Origin of the sequence: Reyranella soli, from assembly GCF_007992495.1 — a bacterium.
GTDB classification, from domain to species: domain Bacteria; phylum Pseudomonadota; class Alphaproteobacteria; order Reyranellales; family Reyranellaceae; genus Reyranella; species Reyranella soli.
In genome coordinates this window covers 1-14,763 of the sequence record NZ_BKAJ01000047.1, presented here as the reverse complement: position 1 = coordinate 14,763, position 14,763 = coordinate 1, and the positions used below count along the sequence as shown (strand labels likewise).

Sequence of the window (14,763 nt, the reverse complement as noted above, 5' to 3'; positions counted from 1 at the left end):
CATCATGATCATGAGCGGGCCAGAGGCCCGCGCTCCCGTGTCAAAACACCGGACGTCGATCACGCCACGGCGTCGCCTTTTCATAGGCGTCGCCGGCGCGCAGGACCGTCGCCTCGTCGAACAGACGGCCGACGATCTGCAGGGAAAACGGCAGGCCGCGCGTGTCGAAGCCGCTGCACACTGACAGGGCGGGATTGCCGCCGACATTGAACGCGGCCGTGAGCGAAGGGCGTGTGAACAGGCTGGAGTGCGGGACCGGCTCGAGCTTCCCGGCCGGCTCGGCCGTCGGCAGCATCAGCACATCGGCCGTCGACAGCACGGCCTGCAGGCTGCGCGCCAGGTCGGTCCGAAGACGCATCGCCTGGATGTAATCCTCGGCGCGCACCAGGCCGCCAGCGATGATGCGATAGCGTAGGCTGGTGCCGAACAGCTCCGGCCGCGTGCGCAGGTCGGCAGCGTGGATCGTGAACAGCTCGGAGATGGCGATGGTCTTCTTGACGTCGTCGAACTGCTCGATCGGCGGCAAGGTGACAGGCCGCACGCTCGCTCCCAGCCCACGGAACACGGCGAGGGCCGCCTCGAACGCCGCCATGGTGGCGGGCGACGGTGGCGCTTCCTTTTCGAGCCACGCCGTCGGCACACCGATGACCATGCCTTTGACGCTGCCGGTCAGCGCCGCCGAGTAGTCGGGGATGGTGACGTCGGCCGACCCCGGATCCTCCGGATCATGGCCCGCGATGGCCTGCAACAGGATCGCGACATCCTCGGTCGTCCAGGCGAGCGGTCCCGCATGGTCCTGGCTAAAGCAGTTCGGCAGCACGCCGCGGCGGCTGACTAGGCCGTAGGTCGGCTTCAGGCCGGCAATGCCGCAAGCCGCAGCCGGACCGCGGATCGAGCCGCCGGTGTCGCTGCCGAGCGTTGCCGGCGAAAGTCCCGCCGCGACCGCGGCAGCCGAGCCGGACGAAGAGCCCGCCGGCGAGCAGGTACGATCCCAGGGATTGCGCGCCGGCGGAAACAATACGTCCCACGACGGTCCGCCATGGGCGAATTCCCACGTCGCGTTCTTGCCCAGCAGCACACTGCCCGCGGCGGCGAGCTTCTCCTGGCAATGAGAATCCCGCGTTGGGACATTGTCCGCCAGCAGCTTGGACATCGCCGTCGTACGGATGCCGGCCGTGTCGAAGATGTCCTTCAGGCAATAGGGGATGCCATGCAGGCGGCTGCGCGGCGCCGAAGCCATGATCGCCGCTTCTGCAGCCTTGGCCTCGGTTCTCGCGCGCTCGGCAGTGACGGTGACGAAGCTGTCGAGCTGGTTGTCGAGCGCCGCGATGCGACTGAGGCAGGCTTCGGTGAGCTCGACCGGCGACAGCTCGCGTTTGGCGATGCGGCGCGACGCCTCGACGATGGTCAGGAAGGCAAGCTCCGACACGGCTATTCCTTCACTGGCTTGAAGGCCGACGCCACGAACACGTGGGCCGGCTCGTCGCCACGCGGCCGCGGCGTGGACAGGCGCTCGACCATCTGGCGGACATGGCCATAAGCCTCGATCAGCTCGGGCATGAACTCTGCCGGCAGGTCGAGGCCGGCCTGCTGCGCGAGTCGTTTGATGTCGTCGTCGGTGGGTGGCGGCTTGGTCATGCCGCAGCTTGTCACGCGGCCTTGGCGCCCGCCACGCCGTCTTCGACAACGAAGGTCGCCAGGCGGTGCACCGCGCTGTCCTTCTGCTTTACGTCATCGACCGCCTCGAAGCCTACTGTGCAACGCGCCGCCGCTAGATCGACCGTCGCATAGCCGCGCTTGTCGCCGCGGGCGTACTTCAGCTGCGGATTGACCTTGAGCGCCTGCTGGATGCTGGCGGCACTCGGACCTTGCGAGGTGATCGAGGTGCCGACGAACTCGCTGGCGACGACAGGCTCGTGCGCCTGGGCGAAGTCGCGCTTGAGGTCGGCAACGTAGAAGGCATGGCGGTCGCCGCCGATGACGACCGGGTTGCGTGGCTTGTGGGTCGCGATCGAATCCAGCAGGCGGCGGCGGGCGTTGGGATAGCCGTCCCATCCATCCATCCAGAATCTTTGCTCGCCGTCGCCCGGACGCGCCAGCTCGGCCATCAGCGTCTGCTGCGCCACGATCGTCCAGCGCGCTTTCGCGGAGGCGAACTGGCGGTCCAGCCACTGTTCCTGCTCGTTGCCCAGCATGCTGCGCGCCTCGAGCGTGCGCTCGGCGCAGTCCGCCACGGTGCCCGGCCGGCCGCCGCCGACGCAGGCCGACGGCGACCGATACTGCCGATCGTCGAGCAGCGTCAGGTCGAGCATGTCGCCGAAGCGGTAGCGGTCGTAGATGGTGGCGAAGGGACCGCGAGGTCGCGCCGACGCCGGCAAGGGCAAATGCTCGTAATAGGCCTGATAGGCCGCGGCCCGGATCTTCATGAACTGGGCGGGATCGCGGGTCGTGTAGGAGCGGTCGTTGGCGTAGTCGTCGGCGACCTCGTGGTCGTCCCAGGTCGCCAGCCACGGGAAGGCGGCGTGGGCGGCCTGCAGATCGGGATCGAGCTTGTAGAGCGCGTAGCGGTCACGGAACTCCGACAAGGTTGTTGGAATGCCGACTCCGTGCTGGCGCACGAGCTGCGATCCCCAGGTCTTCTCGTAGATGTAGTCGCCGAGATGCACGACGAGATCGAGATCGCGCTGGGCCATGTCGCGAAAGCCGGTGAAGTAGCCCTGCTCATACTGCTGGCAGGAGGCGAAGGCGAAGCGGAACTGCGCCGGCGTGCTGCCCACGGCCGGGGCGGTGCGTGTGCGGCCGATCGGGCTCAAGGTGTTGCCGGCGCGGAAGCGATACCAGTACTGCCGACCGGGCCGCAGTCCCTTGGCCTCGGCGTGCACGGCGTGAGCCAGCGCCGGCATGGCCTGCTCCGTACCTTTCGCGACGACGCGTGCGAACTTCTCGTCCTCGGCAATCTGCCAGTCGACCGCGACGGCGCTCTCGGGCATGCCGCCGCCTTCCAATGGCCGTGGCGCCAAGCGGGTCCACAGCACGACGCTGTCCTCGCGCGGGCTGCCCGAGGCAACGCCAAGCGAGAAAGGGTCGGAGGTGAAGGCGACCGGTTGGCCGCGGACGATTCCGACCGGACCGGCGATCGCGCTGGCAGCCAGGGAGCCGGCGAGGAAGCGGCGACGTGGAAGCCTCATGACTGATGCCCGTGGAACAGAGCTCTTTTACGTAAAAGCTGCTCGCTCAGTCGCGGATCGACGTCGACGATGGGCGAGTCGCTTCCTGCCTCGGCAATCAGCGGCCCGCCGACCGCTGCGCGCGCCAGGCGGGCGGCGCCGATCGCGGGACCTGAGCGCTGGTCGGCGGCGAGGTGAAGCGGCTGGCCGATCGCAGCGGCGACCAGCCGCGCCCACAACGCGCTGCGCGCGCCGCCGCCGGTCAGGACGATGCGCTCGATTCTGGCGCCGTCGTTGGTGAGCGCCGCATGACCATCGGCAAGCGCGAGCGCCACGCCTTCCAGAACAGCTTGCACGAGATGATGCGGCCCCGTCATGTGGGTCAGGCCCGAGAAAGTGGCGGTCAGCAGCGGATTGTCGTGCGGCGTGCGCTCGCCGGCAAGGTAGGGCGTGAAGACCGGCGTGGTATCTGGCGACAGTCCTTGTGCTTCGACCTCTGTCATCAATGCTGCAATGTCGGGCCGGCCGAGCACGCCCGCGATCCAGGCAAGGGCGGCGCCGGCGCTCAAGGCAACGGCGTGCTGGGCGAAGAGTCCGGGCACGGCGTGGCGATGGGTGTGCATGCCGCCGCCTTGGGCCGGGACGAACCGGTCGTTGGCGACGAAGTACACACCCGATGTTCCCAGGCTGATGTAGGCAGCACCTGCCTGAACCGCGCCAACGCCGACACCCGCGCACATGTTGTCGCCACCGCCGCCTGCCACTGGAGTCCCGGCCGGCAGATGCCAGCGCGCTGCCAGTTCGCCGCGCAGCGCGCCCGAGACCTCGTCACTCTCGACCAGCCGCGGCAGGTGTGTGCGATCGACGCCACAGACGGCTAAAATGCAGTCGTGCCAGTCGCCGCGGGCCGTATCCATCAGCAGCGTCGCCGAGGCGTCGGCACGATCGCTGACGGCCTCGCCGGTCAATCGCAGCCGGACGTAGTCCTTGGTCAGCAGGATGCGCCGGGCGCGCGCCACGGTGTCGGGTTCATGCCGCGACAGCCACAGCAGCTTGGGCGCAGAGAAGCCCGGCATGGCGCGACAGCCGACGATATCGACGAAGTCTTTCAGGCAGCGATGGAGCTCGGCGCACTCGGCCGAGGCGCGTCCGTCGTTCCACAGCAAGGCCGGCCGGATCGGCGCGTCGGCAGCATCGAGCAAGGTGACACCCAGCATCTGGCCCGACAGACCGATGCCGCGCACGGCCGCCATCGCTGCCGGCGCCGCAGCCGCCAGGGCATCGAGGCTGTCGACGACGGCCTGCCACCAGTCCTGCGGTGCCTGCTCGGACCACAGCGGCCGGGGATGGGAGAGGGCAAGTGGTGCGCTGGCCGTCGCCGTCGGCCGGTCGTCGTCGTCGATGACGACGGCCTTGACGCTCGACGTGCCGATGTCGATGCCGAGATACATGGAACGGTCAGCCGGTGCCGCGCAGGATGCCGAGCACGGCACGCGCGGCGGCTTCGTCGACCACCAGGACCGAGCACAGCTTGGCGCGCAGGACGCCCGCCAGGATCGCCGTCTTGTTCAGGCCGCCCGAAGCGACGATGGACGTGGCGATGTTGCGCAGCATCTCGACGGGGGCTGCGATCACGCGCCGGTTGACCGCATGCTTCACGGGCTTGCCCCACGAATCGAGGAAGGTGCCCATGATGTCGCCGACGGCGCCGGCGGCGCGCAGCGAATCGACGGTGACGTCGCGCGGCAGGCCGTAGCGGATCAGCAGCGACCGGCGGCTGAGATCGCCGACGCTCAGCAGCGCCACGTCGTTGGTCGCGAGCCGCTGGAAGGTCTCCTGGAACACGTCCTGGTCGAGGATGGTGTCGCGCGAGCGCGGGCTGCCGGCATAGATCGGCGCCGCCAGGTAGTTGCACTGGCCGTTGATACGGCGGGCGAATTCGCTGGCGATCTCGAAGGTGTTGATCTCGAGCCCGTGCGTCAGGCCGCCCATCATGGAATTGATGCTGAGTTCGGGGAAATTGTCCGGGCGCAGATGGCGGATGGTCTCGCGCAACGTGGCGCCCCAGCCGATGCCGAGCCCGCGCACGCGCGTCTCGCCGAGATGCCGCGCCAGGTATTCCGCGGTGGCGCGGCCCAGCACGGGCGCGATCTGGTCCTGGTCGGCCGGAGTCGGGACGACCACGGCGTCCTTGAGCCCGGTCTCCTGTACCAGTTGCCGTTCCAGTTCGACGCAGTCGGCCAGCCGGGCGTTGACCTGGATGTTTACAAGCCCGCTTTCCCGGGCTTCACCCAACAGGCGGTTGGCGCGCAGCCGTGTGATGCCGAGCTTGCCCGCGATATCGGCCTGGGTGAGCCCCTCCATGAAATAGAGCCAGGCCACACGCACCCGAAGCTGCTCGTCATCCTCCGACATAAGCTGCCTGCCTCCTGCGAATTGCCCGTTGGGGCCGGCGACTGTCATAGCCCATAAACATTTGTATCGTATCATATACAAATGTTCCGGCAGTTGATATTGATGGGCCATGGACGGGCATCTTGCGGCGGCAGTTCGATCCGCAGTGACCACGCGTGACGTACGCATCGCGGCGGGAAACCTTGGTTGCGTGCCCGCCGTCCTGCGCCAGACAGCGCCGGCTGAGCGCTATGTCGTGGTCGCCGATGAACACACGTGGAAGGTGGCTGGAAAGCGGGTGGCGTCACTGCTGGCATCGGAACGGCTGGCGACCTGTGGCCCGGTCATGCTGACCGGCGAGCCGCGGGTGAAGCCAAGCGCGGAGACGGCGCGGACCCTGGCAACGACGATCAAGTCCGGCGCCGCTCTTCCCATCGCCGTTGGCTCCGGAGTCATCAACGATCTGGTGAAGTACGCTGCCGAGCTTGCCGGCACGCCTTATGTCTGCGTGCCGACCGCGGCGTCGATGGACGGCTATGCCGCATCCGGCGCGGCCCTGCGCGACGACGGCTTCAAGCGCACCTTCGCCTGCGCCGCGCCCGTCGCCATCGTGGCCGATCTCGCCGTCATCGCCACCGCGCCCCCGGTCATGGCCGGCTGGGGCTACGGCGACCTCGTCGGCAAGCTTGTGGCCGGCGCCGACTGGATCGTGGCCGACGCGCTCGGTGTCGAAGCGCTCAATCCCGGCCCCTTCGGCATGGTGCAGAACAACCTTGCCGCCTGGCTCGGCGAGCCGGCCGGCGTGCGGCGCGGTGATCGCGCGGCGCTCGACGGCCTGGTGCGCGGGTTGATCATGGCGGGGCTCGCCATGCAGGCGCACGGCAATTCGCGGCCGGCCAGCGGCAGCGACCATCAATTCGCGCATCTCTGGGAGATGGAAGAGGTCGCGGTCGGCGGCGTGCCGGTGTCGCACGGCGCCTGCGTCGGCATCGGCTGCCTGTCGATGCTGGCGGCCTACGAATGGCTATTGCGCCAGGACCTGTCAGGCATTGCGCCGGCCGAGCTCGCGGGCAGAACGCCGTCGCCGGCAGCGCTGCGTGCCGAGGTTGCGGCGTCGTTTCCCCTGTCCTTCATGGCCGCCAACGCCGAAGTCGAAGCGGTGGCCAAGGCGGTGGCGGCGCCGGTCGTCGAGGCGCGCCTGCGCCGTCTGCAGGAGAGCTGGCCGCAGCTCTCGGGCCAGCTGCGCCAAAGCCTGCCCGAGGCGAAGACGGTGCGGCGCTGGCTCAACTCGGCCGGCGCGCCTTCGAGCACGGAAGCCATCGGCGTCAGCGGCGGCAAGCATGCCCGGGACTACAAGCGCGCGCGGCTGATCCGCCGCCGCTTCACCGGCCTCGACGTGCTCCATGAGCTCGGCTGGCTCGACGCCATGGTCAGCGACCTGTTCGGCGCGAGCGGATTCTGGAGAGGGTCCCGGGCGGTCGCCTAGGGGCTCAGACAAGCAAGGGAGGCAAAATGGACAAGACAAAACGGGCATTCGTCGGCGGGCTGCTTGCCGCCGCCATGACGGCGGGCATCGCCGCGCCGTCGATCGCGCAACAGCGCATCGAAATCCAGTTCTGGCACGCCATGAGCGGCGTGCTCGGCGAGCGTGTCGACGAGATCGTCAAGCGCTACAACGACTCGCAGACCAAGTTCACGGTCGTGGCCACCAACAAGGGCAACTACGACGAGGTGATCAACGGCACGATCGCCGCCTACCGCGCCAAGAAGGCGCCGCACATCACGCAGATCTACGAGCGCGGGTTCATGACCATGCTCCTGTCCGACGCCATCGTGCCGGTGCAGGACCTCCTGACCGAGAAGAAGAAGCCGATCGACTGGGGCGATTTCATCAAGCCGGTCGCGAGCTACTACCAGTACAAGGGCAAGCTGATGAGCATGCCCTTCAACTCGTCGGCGCCGATCCTGTGGTACAACAAGGAGCATTTCGAGAAGGCTGGCTTCAAGGAGCCGGGCCCGACCTGGCAGGAGCTCGACAAGCAGCTCTACGCCATCAAGAGCAAGGGCATCTCCGAATGCGGCTCCTCGCTCGCCGGAGACTTCTTCTGGAGCCTGATCGAGAACTACAGCACGGTGAACGACCAGCCGTTCGGCACCAAGGCCAACGGCTATGTCGGCCTCGACACGGTGTTCGTCTACAACAAGACCAAGGTGGTCGAGCAGACCAAGCGCCTGAAGAAGTGGATCGACGACGGCATCATGCAGATCGCGGGCCAGGGCCTCTCGCCCGAGCAGCTCTACACCTCGGGCAAGTGCTCGACTTTCTTCGCCTCGACGGCCGCGCACGGCAGCGTCGAGCGCAACGCCAACATCAAGTGGAGCGCCACCTACCTGCCGTGGGAAGAAGGCACGCAGCCGCGCAACAGCAGCATCGGCGGTGCCACGCTGTGGGTGATGAAGGGCCACAAGGCCGAGGAATATGACGGTGTCGCCGACTTCCTGGCCTTCGTCGCCAGCCCCGACCTGCAGGTCTGGTGGAGCAAGGTGACGGGCTACGTGCCGATCACCAACAAGGCCTATGAGGCGGCCAAGAAGGAGGGCTACTACACGGCCAATCCGACGCGCGAGATCGCCATCCTCCAGCTCAACCGCGGCACGCCGACGGCCAACTCGCAGGGCTTCCACTTCGGCAACTACACGCAGTCGACCTTTGCTCTGCGCCAGGAGCTCGAATCCGTGTGGGCCAACAAGAAGTCGCCACAGGAGGCGCTTGATGACGCGGTCCGCCGCGGCAACGAGATCCTGCGGCAGTTCGAGAAGCTGCATGCAGGCAAGTACTAGCGTCACGGCAGAGCTGCCGGCGGCGGCCCCTCGGGCCGACCGCCGGCGGCGTGCGGCTGCGGGTGGCACGGCGGGCTTGAAGCGCGCCCACTACACGAATTCGCGCCTGCCATTCCTGCTGCTTCTGCCGCAGCTCCTGGTGTTGCTGCTGTTCTTCTTCATCCCGGCGGTGCGGGCGCTCGTCCAGGCGTTCGTCATCACCGATCCGTTCGGCACCACCGTCCATTTCGTCTGGTTCGACAATTTCCGCGCCTTGCTCGCCAGCCCGGAGTACCGCTCGTCAGTCTGGGTCACCTTGTGGTTCACGCTGGCGCAGAGCGTGCTGACGCTTTCCGTCGCCGCCGTGCTGGCCTTTGCCACCGATCGCGTGATCCGCGGCCGCGGCCTCTATCGCAGCATCGTGCTGCTGCCCTATGCCATCGCGCCGGTGATCGCCGGCATCCTGTGGGCGTTCATGTTCAACGCCCATGTCGGGCCGCTGACCTATGTGCTGAAGGCGCTGGGCGTCGCCTGGGATCCCACGCGCAACGGCTTCGACGCCTTCCTGCTGGTCACCTTCGCAGCCGCCTGGAAGCACATCTGCTACGACTACATCTTCCTGGTGGCAGCCTTGCTCGCCGTGCCGGCATCGCTGCTGGAAGCCGCCGCCGTCGACGGCGCCGGTCCGGGCCTGCGCTTCTTCAAGATCGCCCTGCCGATGATCGGGCCGACGGTGTTCTTCCTGCTGGTGATGAACTTCGTCTACGGCTTCTTCGAGACCTTTGCCATTATCGACGCGGTGACCAAGGGGGGCCCGGGCGGGGCGACGATGATCCTGGTCTACAAGGTCTACCAGGACGGCTTCGTGCATATCGATCTCGGCTCCTCGGCGGCGCAGTCGGTGCTGCTGATGATCTTCGCCGTCATCCTCACCATGCTGCAGTTTCGCTACGTCGAGCGGAACGTGAACTACGACGTCTGACATGGTCGAGCGCACCCGCACCCTCGACATCGCCTGTCATGGCCTCTTGATCCTGGGCGGCCTGCTCGTCTGCCTCCCGATCTACTTTGCCTTCGTGGTGGGCTCGCACACGGTGGGCGACGTGCTCGCCGTGCCGCCGCCCTGGCTGCCCGGCGGCCGCTTCTTCGAGAATGCCGTGACGGCCTGGCAGAAGGCCAATCTCGGGCGGCTGCTGTTCAACTCGCTGGTCGTGGCCGTGGGCATCACGGTCGGCAAGATCGCCGTGTCGCTGCTCTCGGCCTTCGCCATCGCCTATTTCCGCTTCCGCTGGCGCATGACGGCGTTCTGGCTGGTCTTCGCGTCGCTGATGCTCCCGGTGGAAGTGCGCATCCTGCCGACCTACGAGGCGGTGACCAACGTCGCGCTGCCGCTGCAATGGCTGTTCGACTGGCTGGGGTTCGAGGTCACCCTGGAATGGAACATGATGAACAGCTACGGCGGGCTGATCCTGCCGTTGATCGCCTCGGCCACCGCCACCTTTCTGTTCCGCCAGTTCTTCCTCACCGTGCCGGAGGAGCTGTGCGAGGCCGCCCGCATCGACGGCGCCTCGCCCTTGCACTTCTTCCGCCACGTCCTGCTGCCGCTGTCGATGTCGAACATGGTGGCGCTGTCGATCATCCTGTTCCTCTACGGCTGGAACCAGTATCTGTGGCCGTTGCTGTTCACCACGGAGAAGGACATGGCGACCGCCGTGATCGGGCTGAAGCATCTGATCCCGCAGTCGGACGCAGAGCCCGCCTGGAACGTGGCGATGAACGCCGCGCTGCTGGTGATGCTGCCGCCCGCCCTGGTCGTGGTGGCGCTGCAGCGCTGGCTGGTGAAGGGCCTGGTCGATAGCGGCAAGTAACGGAGAGTAGTGTTCATGGTGCTGATCATCGGCCATCGCGGCGCGCGCAACCTGTGGCCGGAGAACAGCCTCCAGGGTTTTAAGCGCACGCGCGATCTTGGCGTCGATGCCGTGGAGTTCGACGTCCATCTCTCGCGGGACGGCGAACTGGTGGTGATCCACGATCCCTCGCTCGAACGGACGACCGAAGGCACCGGGCCGGTCGCGGAGCGGACGGCAAGGGACCTCGACGCGATGGGCGTTCCCGGCCTCAAGGCGGTCCTCGACGTCTATGCCGGCACGCCGATCGAGCTTCATATCGAGATCAAGACCGACGTGCTCGGCCGGCCCTATGAAGGCCTGGAGAAACGGCTTCTCGACGTGATTGGCAGACGCAAGCTCGAGCACCAGGCCGTCGTCACCAGCTTCGTGCCCGAAATCCTCGAGACCGTGCGGCGCCTGTCGCCGCAGCAGCGTGTGCTCGCCTCGCTCGACCGCCGCTCGGCCGAGCTCTTCGGCGGCCTGCCGTCGGCGCTGGATCGCTTGGCGGTCATCGGCAACTGCATGGTCGCGGTCGAGAAGGGACTGCTGGCCGACAGCCTCGATCTCTGCCTGCGACGGGTCGGCGGCGAATTTCTAGGCGCTTGGGTGCCCAACGACGACGCCGACATCGCGGACTGGCTGGCCCGGCCGATCCGTCAGATCACGACCGATCGTCCCGATGTGGCGCTGGCGCTGCGCCGCTAACTGAACAGGTGGCAGGCGATCATGCGGTCGCCCACCTTGGCCAATGGCGGTGCCTGCTGGGCACAGCGCGGCATGGCGTGCGGGCAGCGTGGATGGAAGTGGCAACCCGATGGCGGGTTGAGCGGGCTCGGCACTTCGCCGGCCAACGGCTCGTCCTCGCGCCGCTCGTCAGGATGGCTGGGCAGGGCGGCGGCGAACAAGGCCTTGGTGTAGGGATGCTGCGGGTTGCCGGCGAGGGCGCGCGCTTCGCCGCTTTCGACGATCTTGCCGAGATACATCACCACGATCTGGTGGCTCATGTGCGCCACGGCGGCGAGGTCGTGGGCGATGAAGAGGTAAGAGAGGCCCAGTCTTGCCTGCAGGTCGCGCAACAGGTTCAGGATCTGGGCGCGGATCGAGACGTCGAGTGCCGATACCGGCTCGTCCAGCACGACCAGCTTGGGTGACAGGACGAGGGCGCGGGCGATGGCGATACGCTGGCGCTGGCCGCCGGAGAATTCGTGCGGAAAGAGATCGGCGGATCGTCCCGGCAGGCCGACCAGGTCGAGCAGCTCCAGGGTGCGCCGGCGTACCTCGGCCGGCTCGACGGTCTCGTTGGTGATCAGCGGCTCGGCGATGATGGCGCTGATCCGCATGCGCGGATTGAGCGAGGCATACGGGTCCTGGAACACCGCCTGCACGGATTTGCGGTAGTGGCGGCGTCCAGCCGCGTCCAACCTGAGGAGGTCGCGGTCCTCGAACAGCATGGTGCCACCGGTGGGCTCCTCCAGCCCGAGCACGAGCTTGGCCGTCGTGGTCTTGCCGCAGCCCGATTCGCCCACCACGCCCAGGGTCTTGCCAACCTCGATCGTGAAGGAGATGCCGTCGACCGCGCGCACTACGCCGCGCTGGCCGCCGAAGATGCCGCGGCGGGCGGGGAAGTGCTTGGTGAGCTCGGCGGCCTGGACGACCGACGTATGAAGGGGGGCGGTCATGACGCGGCCTTGGCACTGGCATCGACTGGGGCCCGCCAGCAGCGCGCCCTTGTCTCGTGGTCGAGGGCAAATTCCGGCGGCGCTTCGGCCCGGCAGCGGTCGAACGCCTCGGGACAGCGCGGCGCGAAGGCGCAACCCGGTGGCATGGAGGCGAGATCGGGCGGCTGTCCGTCGATGGCGGTGAGATGATCGCGATTGTCGGTCATGCGCGGGATCGAGCCCAGTAGTGCCTTGGTGTAGGGATGCGCCGGCTGGTTGAAGATGCGCGACACCGGCCCGTGCTCGACGACGCGGCCGGCATACATCACGGCGAGCTGGTCGCACATCTTGGCGACGATGCCGAGATTGTGGGTGATGAAGATCAGCGCCAGCCCGTGCTCGCGCTGCAGGTCGCGCAGGAGCTTCAGGTACTGTGCCTGGATGGTGAGGTCGAGGCTGGTGGTCGGTTCGTCGGCGATCAGCAGGCGCGGCTCGCAGGAGATGCCGACGGCGCCGACGATGCGCTGGCGCATGCCCCCCGACATCTCGTGCGGGAACTGGGTGACCCGGGTCTCGGGCGAGGCGATGCGCACCGAACGGAGCAGCCCGATGGCGCGCTTCCAGGCGCTGGCGCGGGAGGCGCCCTCGTGCACACGAATCGGCTCTCCGACCTGATCGCCGATGGTGAACAGGGGGTTCAGCGAGGCCATCGGATCCTGCAGGATCATGGCGATGCGCTTGCCGCGCACCCGGCGCATCTCCTCGTCGGACTTGTCCAGGAGGTTCTCGCCCTCGAACATCATGCGGCCGCTCGTGATGCGCGCCGCCGCCGGCAGCAGGCGCAGGATGGTGAGGGCGAGCGTGCTCTTGCCCGAGCCTGATTCGCCCACGATGCCCAGCGTCTCGCCGGCCTCGAGGCTCAGTGTCACCTCGTCGACCGCGCGCACCACACGCGCGCCCTGCTGGGACACGTAGTGGGTTGAAAGGTTCTCCAGCGACAGCAGCGGCATGGTTACAGCTGCCGCAGCTGCGGATCGAGCTTCACGCGCAGCCAGTCGCCCAGGAGGTTGGCGGACAGGACCATCAGCATGATGCAGATGCCGGGGAACACCGTGAGCCACCAGTAGCCCACCATCAGGCCCTTCTTGCCGTCGGCCATCATCAGGCCCCAGGCGGGCTTGGGCGGCGGCACGCCGACGCCGAGGAAGGAGAGCGACGCCTCGGTGACGATCACGACGCCCAGCATCAGCGTGGCCAGCACGATGGCGGAGTTGATGACGTTGGGCATGATGTGGCGCCACATGATGAGACGGCTGGAGCAACCGGCGACGACCGCCAGCCGCACGAAGTCGCGCTGCTTCAACGACAGCACCTCGCCGCGGATGACGCGGGCGTAACGCGTCCAGTAGACCAGGCCCAGGATGAGGATGATGTTGAGCTCGCTGGGCCCGACGATGGCGGCGAGGAAGATGGCGAAGGTGAGCGCTGGCAGGGCAAGCCAGGTATCGGTGATGCGCATCACGACCTGGTCGGCCCAGCCGCCGAGATAGCCCGACATGATGCCGAGCAAGGTGCCGATGCCGCCCGCGACCAGCACGGCGGTGATGCCCACCACCATGGAGACGCGTGCGCCGAAGATCAGGCGCGACAGCACATCGCGTCCGACATGGTCGGTGCCCAGCGGATAGGCCAGACTGCCGCCCTCGAGCCAGAACGGCGGCTTGAAACGACGCGCCAGGCTGCCGATCTGCGGATCGTGCGGCGCCAGCACGTCGGCGAACACGGCGACGAACGCGATGAACAGCAGGATCGACACCGGGATGACCGGGAAGCCTTTCAATCGCCAGAACGGCGCGGCGGAGGCGATGGTGTCGGTTGTGACGGGGGTGATGACAGTCATGGCCGTCAGCTTTCCAAACGAATGCGGGGATCGATCAGGGCGTAGAGGATGTCGACCAGCAGGTTGACCAGCACGATCATGGCGCCGCCGATGATGACGACGCCCTGCACGACGGGGAAATCGCGGAAGGTGATGCCCTCGTAGAGCAGGCGGCCGATGCCTGGCCAGGCGAACACGGTCTCGACCACCACCGCGACGTTGATCATGACGACGAGGTTGATGCCGGCCAGCGTGATCACCGGGATCAGCGCGTTCTTCAGCGCGTGCTTGCCGATCACCAGTGCCTCGGGCAGGCCCTTCAGCCGCGCCAGCTTGATGTACTCCGAGCCCAGCACCTCCAGCATGGAGGAGCGCGTGAGCCGCATGTGGGCGGCGGCGAAATACCAGCCGAGCGTGAAGGCGGGCATCAGGAGATGCAGCACGCCGCCCGAGCCCGAGGAGGGCAGCCAGCCGAGATAGACCGAGAAGAACAGGATCAGCACCAGGCCGACCCAGAACTGCGGCAGCGAGAGGCCGAGCAGGGCGAAGATCTTGCCGGCCGAGTCCCAGAACCCGTCGACGCGCACCGCGGCCAAAATGCCGCTCGGGATGCCGATCAGCAGCGACAGCGCCATGGCGACGGCCGCCAGCAGCAGCGAGTGCGGCAGGCGCTGGAAATAGAGATCCAGCACCGGCACGCGGTAATAGAAGGACTGGCCGAAGTCGCCGGCGAACAGGCTCGCCATAAAGTGCCAGTACTGTTCCCACAGCGGCCGATCGAGGCCGAGCTGGCGGCGAATGTTCTCGATGTCCTCGGGACTGGCGCCGGGCTCGACCAGCAGGCTCACCGGATCGCCGGTGACGCGCACGAACAGGAAGATCGTGACCGACAGCAGGAACAGCGACAGCAGGGAGTAGCCGACGCGACGGATGATGTATTGTTTCATGGATGCCTT

At 67.3% G+C, this 14,763-nt stretch carries 14 protein-coding genes; 5 read left to right on the top strand and 9 right to left on the bottom strand.

The genetic code is table 11. From position 1 onward, the window contains the following. Positions 1–40 precede the first annotated feature (40 nt). From RSO01_RS15010 to RSO01_RS14995, 5 genes are read right to left on the bottom strand one after another with little or no spacing between them, the layout of a single operon-like run. The gene (locus RSO01_RS15010; protein WP_170303073.1) at positions 41–1,429 is read right to left on the bottom strand and encodes an amidase; all 1,389 of its coding nucleotides are present in this window, start codon (positions 1,427–1,429) and stop codon (positions 41–43) included. 2 nt (positions 1,430–1,431) lie between these two features. Then, complete coding sequence (locus RSO01_RS47250; protein ID WP_170303072.1) at positions 1,432–1,638, bottom strand: hypothetical protein; 207 nt, start codon at positions 1,636–1,638, stop codon at positions 1,432–1,434. Positions 1,639–1,649: 11 nt separating this feature from the next. Beyond that, complete coding sequence (locus RSO01_RS15005; protein WP_147149922.1) at positions 1,650–3,188, bottom strand: alkaline phosphatase D family protein; 1,539 nt, start codon at positions 3,186–3,188, stop codon at positions 1,650–1,652. Beyond that, entirely contained in the window at positions 3,185–4,618 is a 1,434-nt protein-coding gene (xylB, locus tag RSO01_RS15000; RefSeq protein WP_147149921.1) for a xylulokinase, read from the bottom strand. The genes RSO01_RS15005 and xylB overlap by 4 nt, the downstream gene beginning before the upstream one ends. 7 nt (positions 4,619–4,625) lie before the next feature. After that, complete coding sequence (locus tag RSO01_RS14995; RefSeq protein WP_147149920.1) at positions 4,626–5,582, bottom strand: sugar-binding transcriptional regulator; 957 nt, start codon at positions 5,580–5,582, stop codon at positions 4,626–4,628. A 109-nt stretch (positions 5,583–5,691) separates the two neighbouring features. Here RSO01_RS14995 and RSO01_RS14990 point away from each other — a divergent pair, with 109 nt between their 5' ends. The 5 genes from RSO01_RS14990 to RSO01_RS48295 are packed head-to-tail and all read left to right on the top strand — an operon-like array spanning position 5,692 to position 10,975. Next, complete coding sequence (locus RSO01_RS14990) at positions 5,692–7,047, top strand: sn-glycerol-1-phosphate dehydrogenase (protein WP_147149919.1); 1,356 nt, start codon at positions 5,692–5,694, stop codon at positions 7,045–7,047. A 26-nt stretch (positions 7,048–7,073) separates the two neighbouring features. Further along, the gene (locus RSO01_RS14985) at positions 7,074–8,402 is read left to right on the top strand and encodes an extracellular solute-binding protein (RefSeq protein ID WP_246158422.1); all 1,329 of its coding nucleotides are present in this window, start codon (positions 7,074–7,076) and stop codon (positions 8,400–8,402) included. Continuing rightward, the gene (locus RSO01_RS14980) at positions 8,386–9,363 is read left to right on the top strand and encodes an ABC transporter permease subunit (RefSeq protein ID WP_147149918.1); all 978 of its coding nucleotides are present in this window, start codon (positions 8,386–8,388) and stop codon (positions 9,361–9,363) included. Before RSO01_RS14985 ends, RSO01_RS14980 begins: the two co-directional genes overlap by 17 nt. A gap of 1 nt (position 9,364) precedes the next feature. Then, complete coding sequence (locus RSO01_RS14975; RefSeq protein ID WP_147149917.1) at positions 9,365–10,249, top strand: ABC transporter permease subunit; 885 nt, start codon at positions 9,365–9,367, stop codon at positions 10,247–10,249. Between the two features lie 15 nt (positions 10,250–10,264). After that, positions 10,265–10,975, top strand: a complete 711-nt coding sequence (locus tag RSO01_RS48295) for a glycerophosphodiester phosphodiesterase family protein (RefSeq protein WP_147149916.1) — start codon at positions 10,265–10,267, stop codon at positions 10,973–10,975. Here the strand turns inward: RSO01_RS48295 and RSO01_RS14965 are convergent. The 4 genes from RSO01_RS14965 to RSO01_RS14950 all read right to left on the bottom strand — a co-directional run. After that, complete coding sequence (locus RSO01_RS14965; protein ID WP_147149915.1) at positions 10,972–11,949, bottom strand: ABC transporter ATP-binding protein; 978 nt, start codon at positions 11,947–11,949, stop codon at positions 10,972–10,974. The two genes, RSO01_RS48295 and RSO01_RS14965, sit on opposite strands and share 4 nt — an antisense overlap. Next, complete coding sequence (locus RSO01_RS14960) at positions 11,946–12,938, bottom strand: ABC transporter ATP-binding protein (protein WP_147149914.1); 993 nt, start codon at positions 12,936–12,938, stop codon at positions 11,946–11,948. Before RSO01_RS14960 ends, RSO01_RS14965 begins: the two co-directional genes overlap by 4 nt. A 2-nt stretch (positions 12,939–12,940) precedes the next feature. Continuing rightward, on the bottom strand, positions 12,941–13,828 hold the full coding sequence (locus tag RSO01_RS14955; RefSeq protein ID WP_147149913.1) for an ABC transporter permease: 888 nt from the start codon (positions 13,826–13,828) through the stop codon (positions 12,941–12,943). 5 nt (positions 13,829–13,833) lie between these two features. Further along, the coding region (locus tag RSO01_RS14950; RefSeq protein WP_246158419.1) for an ABC transporter permease at positions 13,834–14,763 on the bottom strand (930 nt) is incomplete at its 5' end.

Coding starts and splice junctions, on each gene's coding strand:
- RSO01_RS14965 (WP_147149915.1), bottom strand. CDS start 11,949: ATGACCGCCCCCCTTCATACGTCGGTCGTCCAGGCCGCCGAGCTCACC.
- RSO01_RS47250 (WP_170303072.1), bottom strand. CDS start 1,638: ATGACCAAGCCGCCACCCACCGACGACGACATCAAACGACTCGCGCAG.
- RSO01_RS14960 (WP_147149914.1), bottom strand. CDS start 12,938: ATGCCGCTGCTGTCGCTGGAGAACCTTTCAACCCACTACGTGTCCCAG.
- RSO01_RS15005 (WP_147149922.1), bottom strand. CDS start 3,188: ATGAGGCTTCCACGTCGCCGCTTCCTCGCCGGCTCCCTGGCTGCCAGC.
- RSO01_RS14990 (WP_147149919.1), top strand. CDS start 5,692: ATGGACGGGCATCTTGCGGCGGCAGTTCGATCCGCAGTGACCACGCGT.
- RSO01_RS14975 (WP_147149917.1), top strand. CDS start 9,365: ATGGTCGAGCGCACCCGCACCCTCGACATCGCCTGTCATGGCCTCTTG.
- xylB (WP_147149921.1), bottom strand. CDS start 4,618: ATGTATCTCGGCATCGACATCGGCACGTCGAGCGTCAAGGCCGTCGTC.
- RSO01_RS14980 (WP_147149918.1), top strand. CDS start 8,386: ATGCAGGCAAGTACTAGCGTCACGGCAGAGCTGCCGGCGGCGGCCCCT.
- RSO01_RS14955 (WP_147149913.1), bottom strand. CDS start 13,828: ATGACTGTCATCACCCCCGTCACAACCGACACCATCGCCTCCGCCGCG.
- RSO01_RS14995 (WP_147149920.1), bottom strand. CDS start 5,582: ATGTCGGAGGATGACGAGCAGCTTCGGGTGCGTGTGGCCTGGCTCTAT.
- RSO01_RS14985 (WP_246158422.1), top strand. CDS start 7,074: ATGGACAAGACAAAACGGGCATTCGTCGGCGGGCTGCTTGCCGCCGCC.
- RSO01_RS48295 (WP_147149916.1), top strand. CDS start 10,265: ATGGTGCTGATCATCGGCCATCGCGGCGCGCGCAACCTGTGGCCGGAG.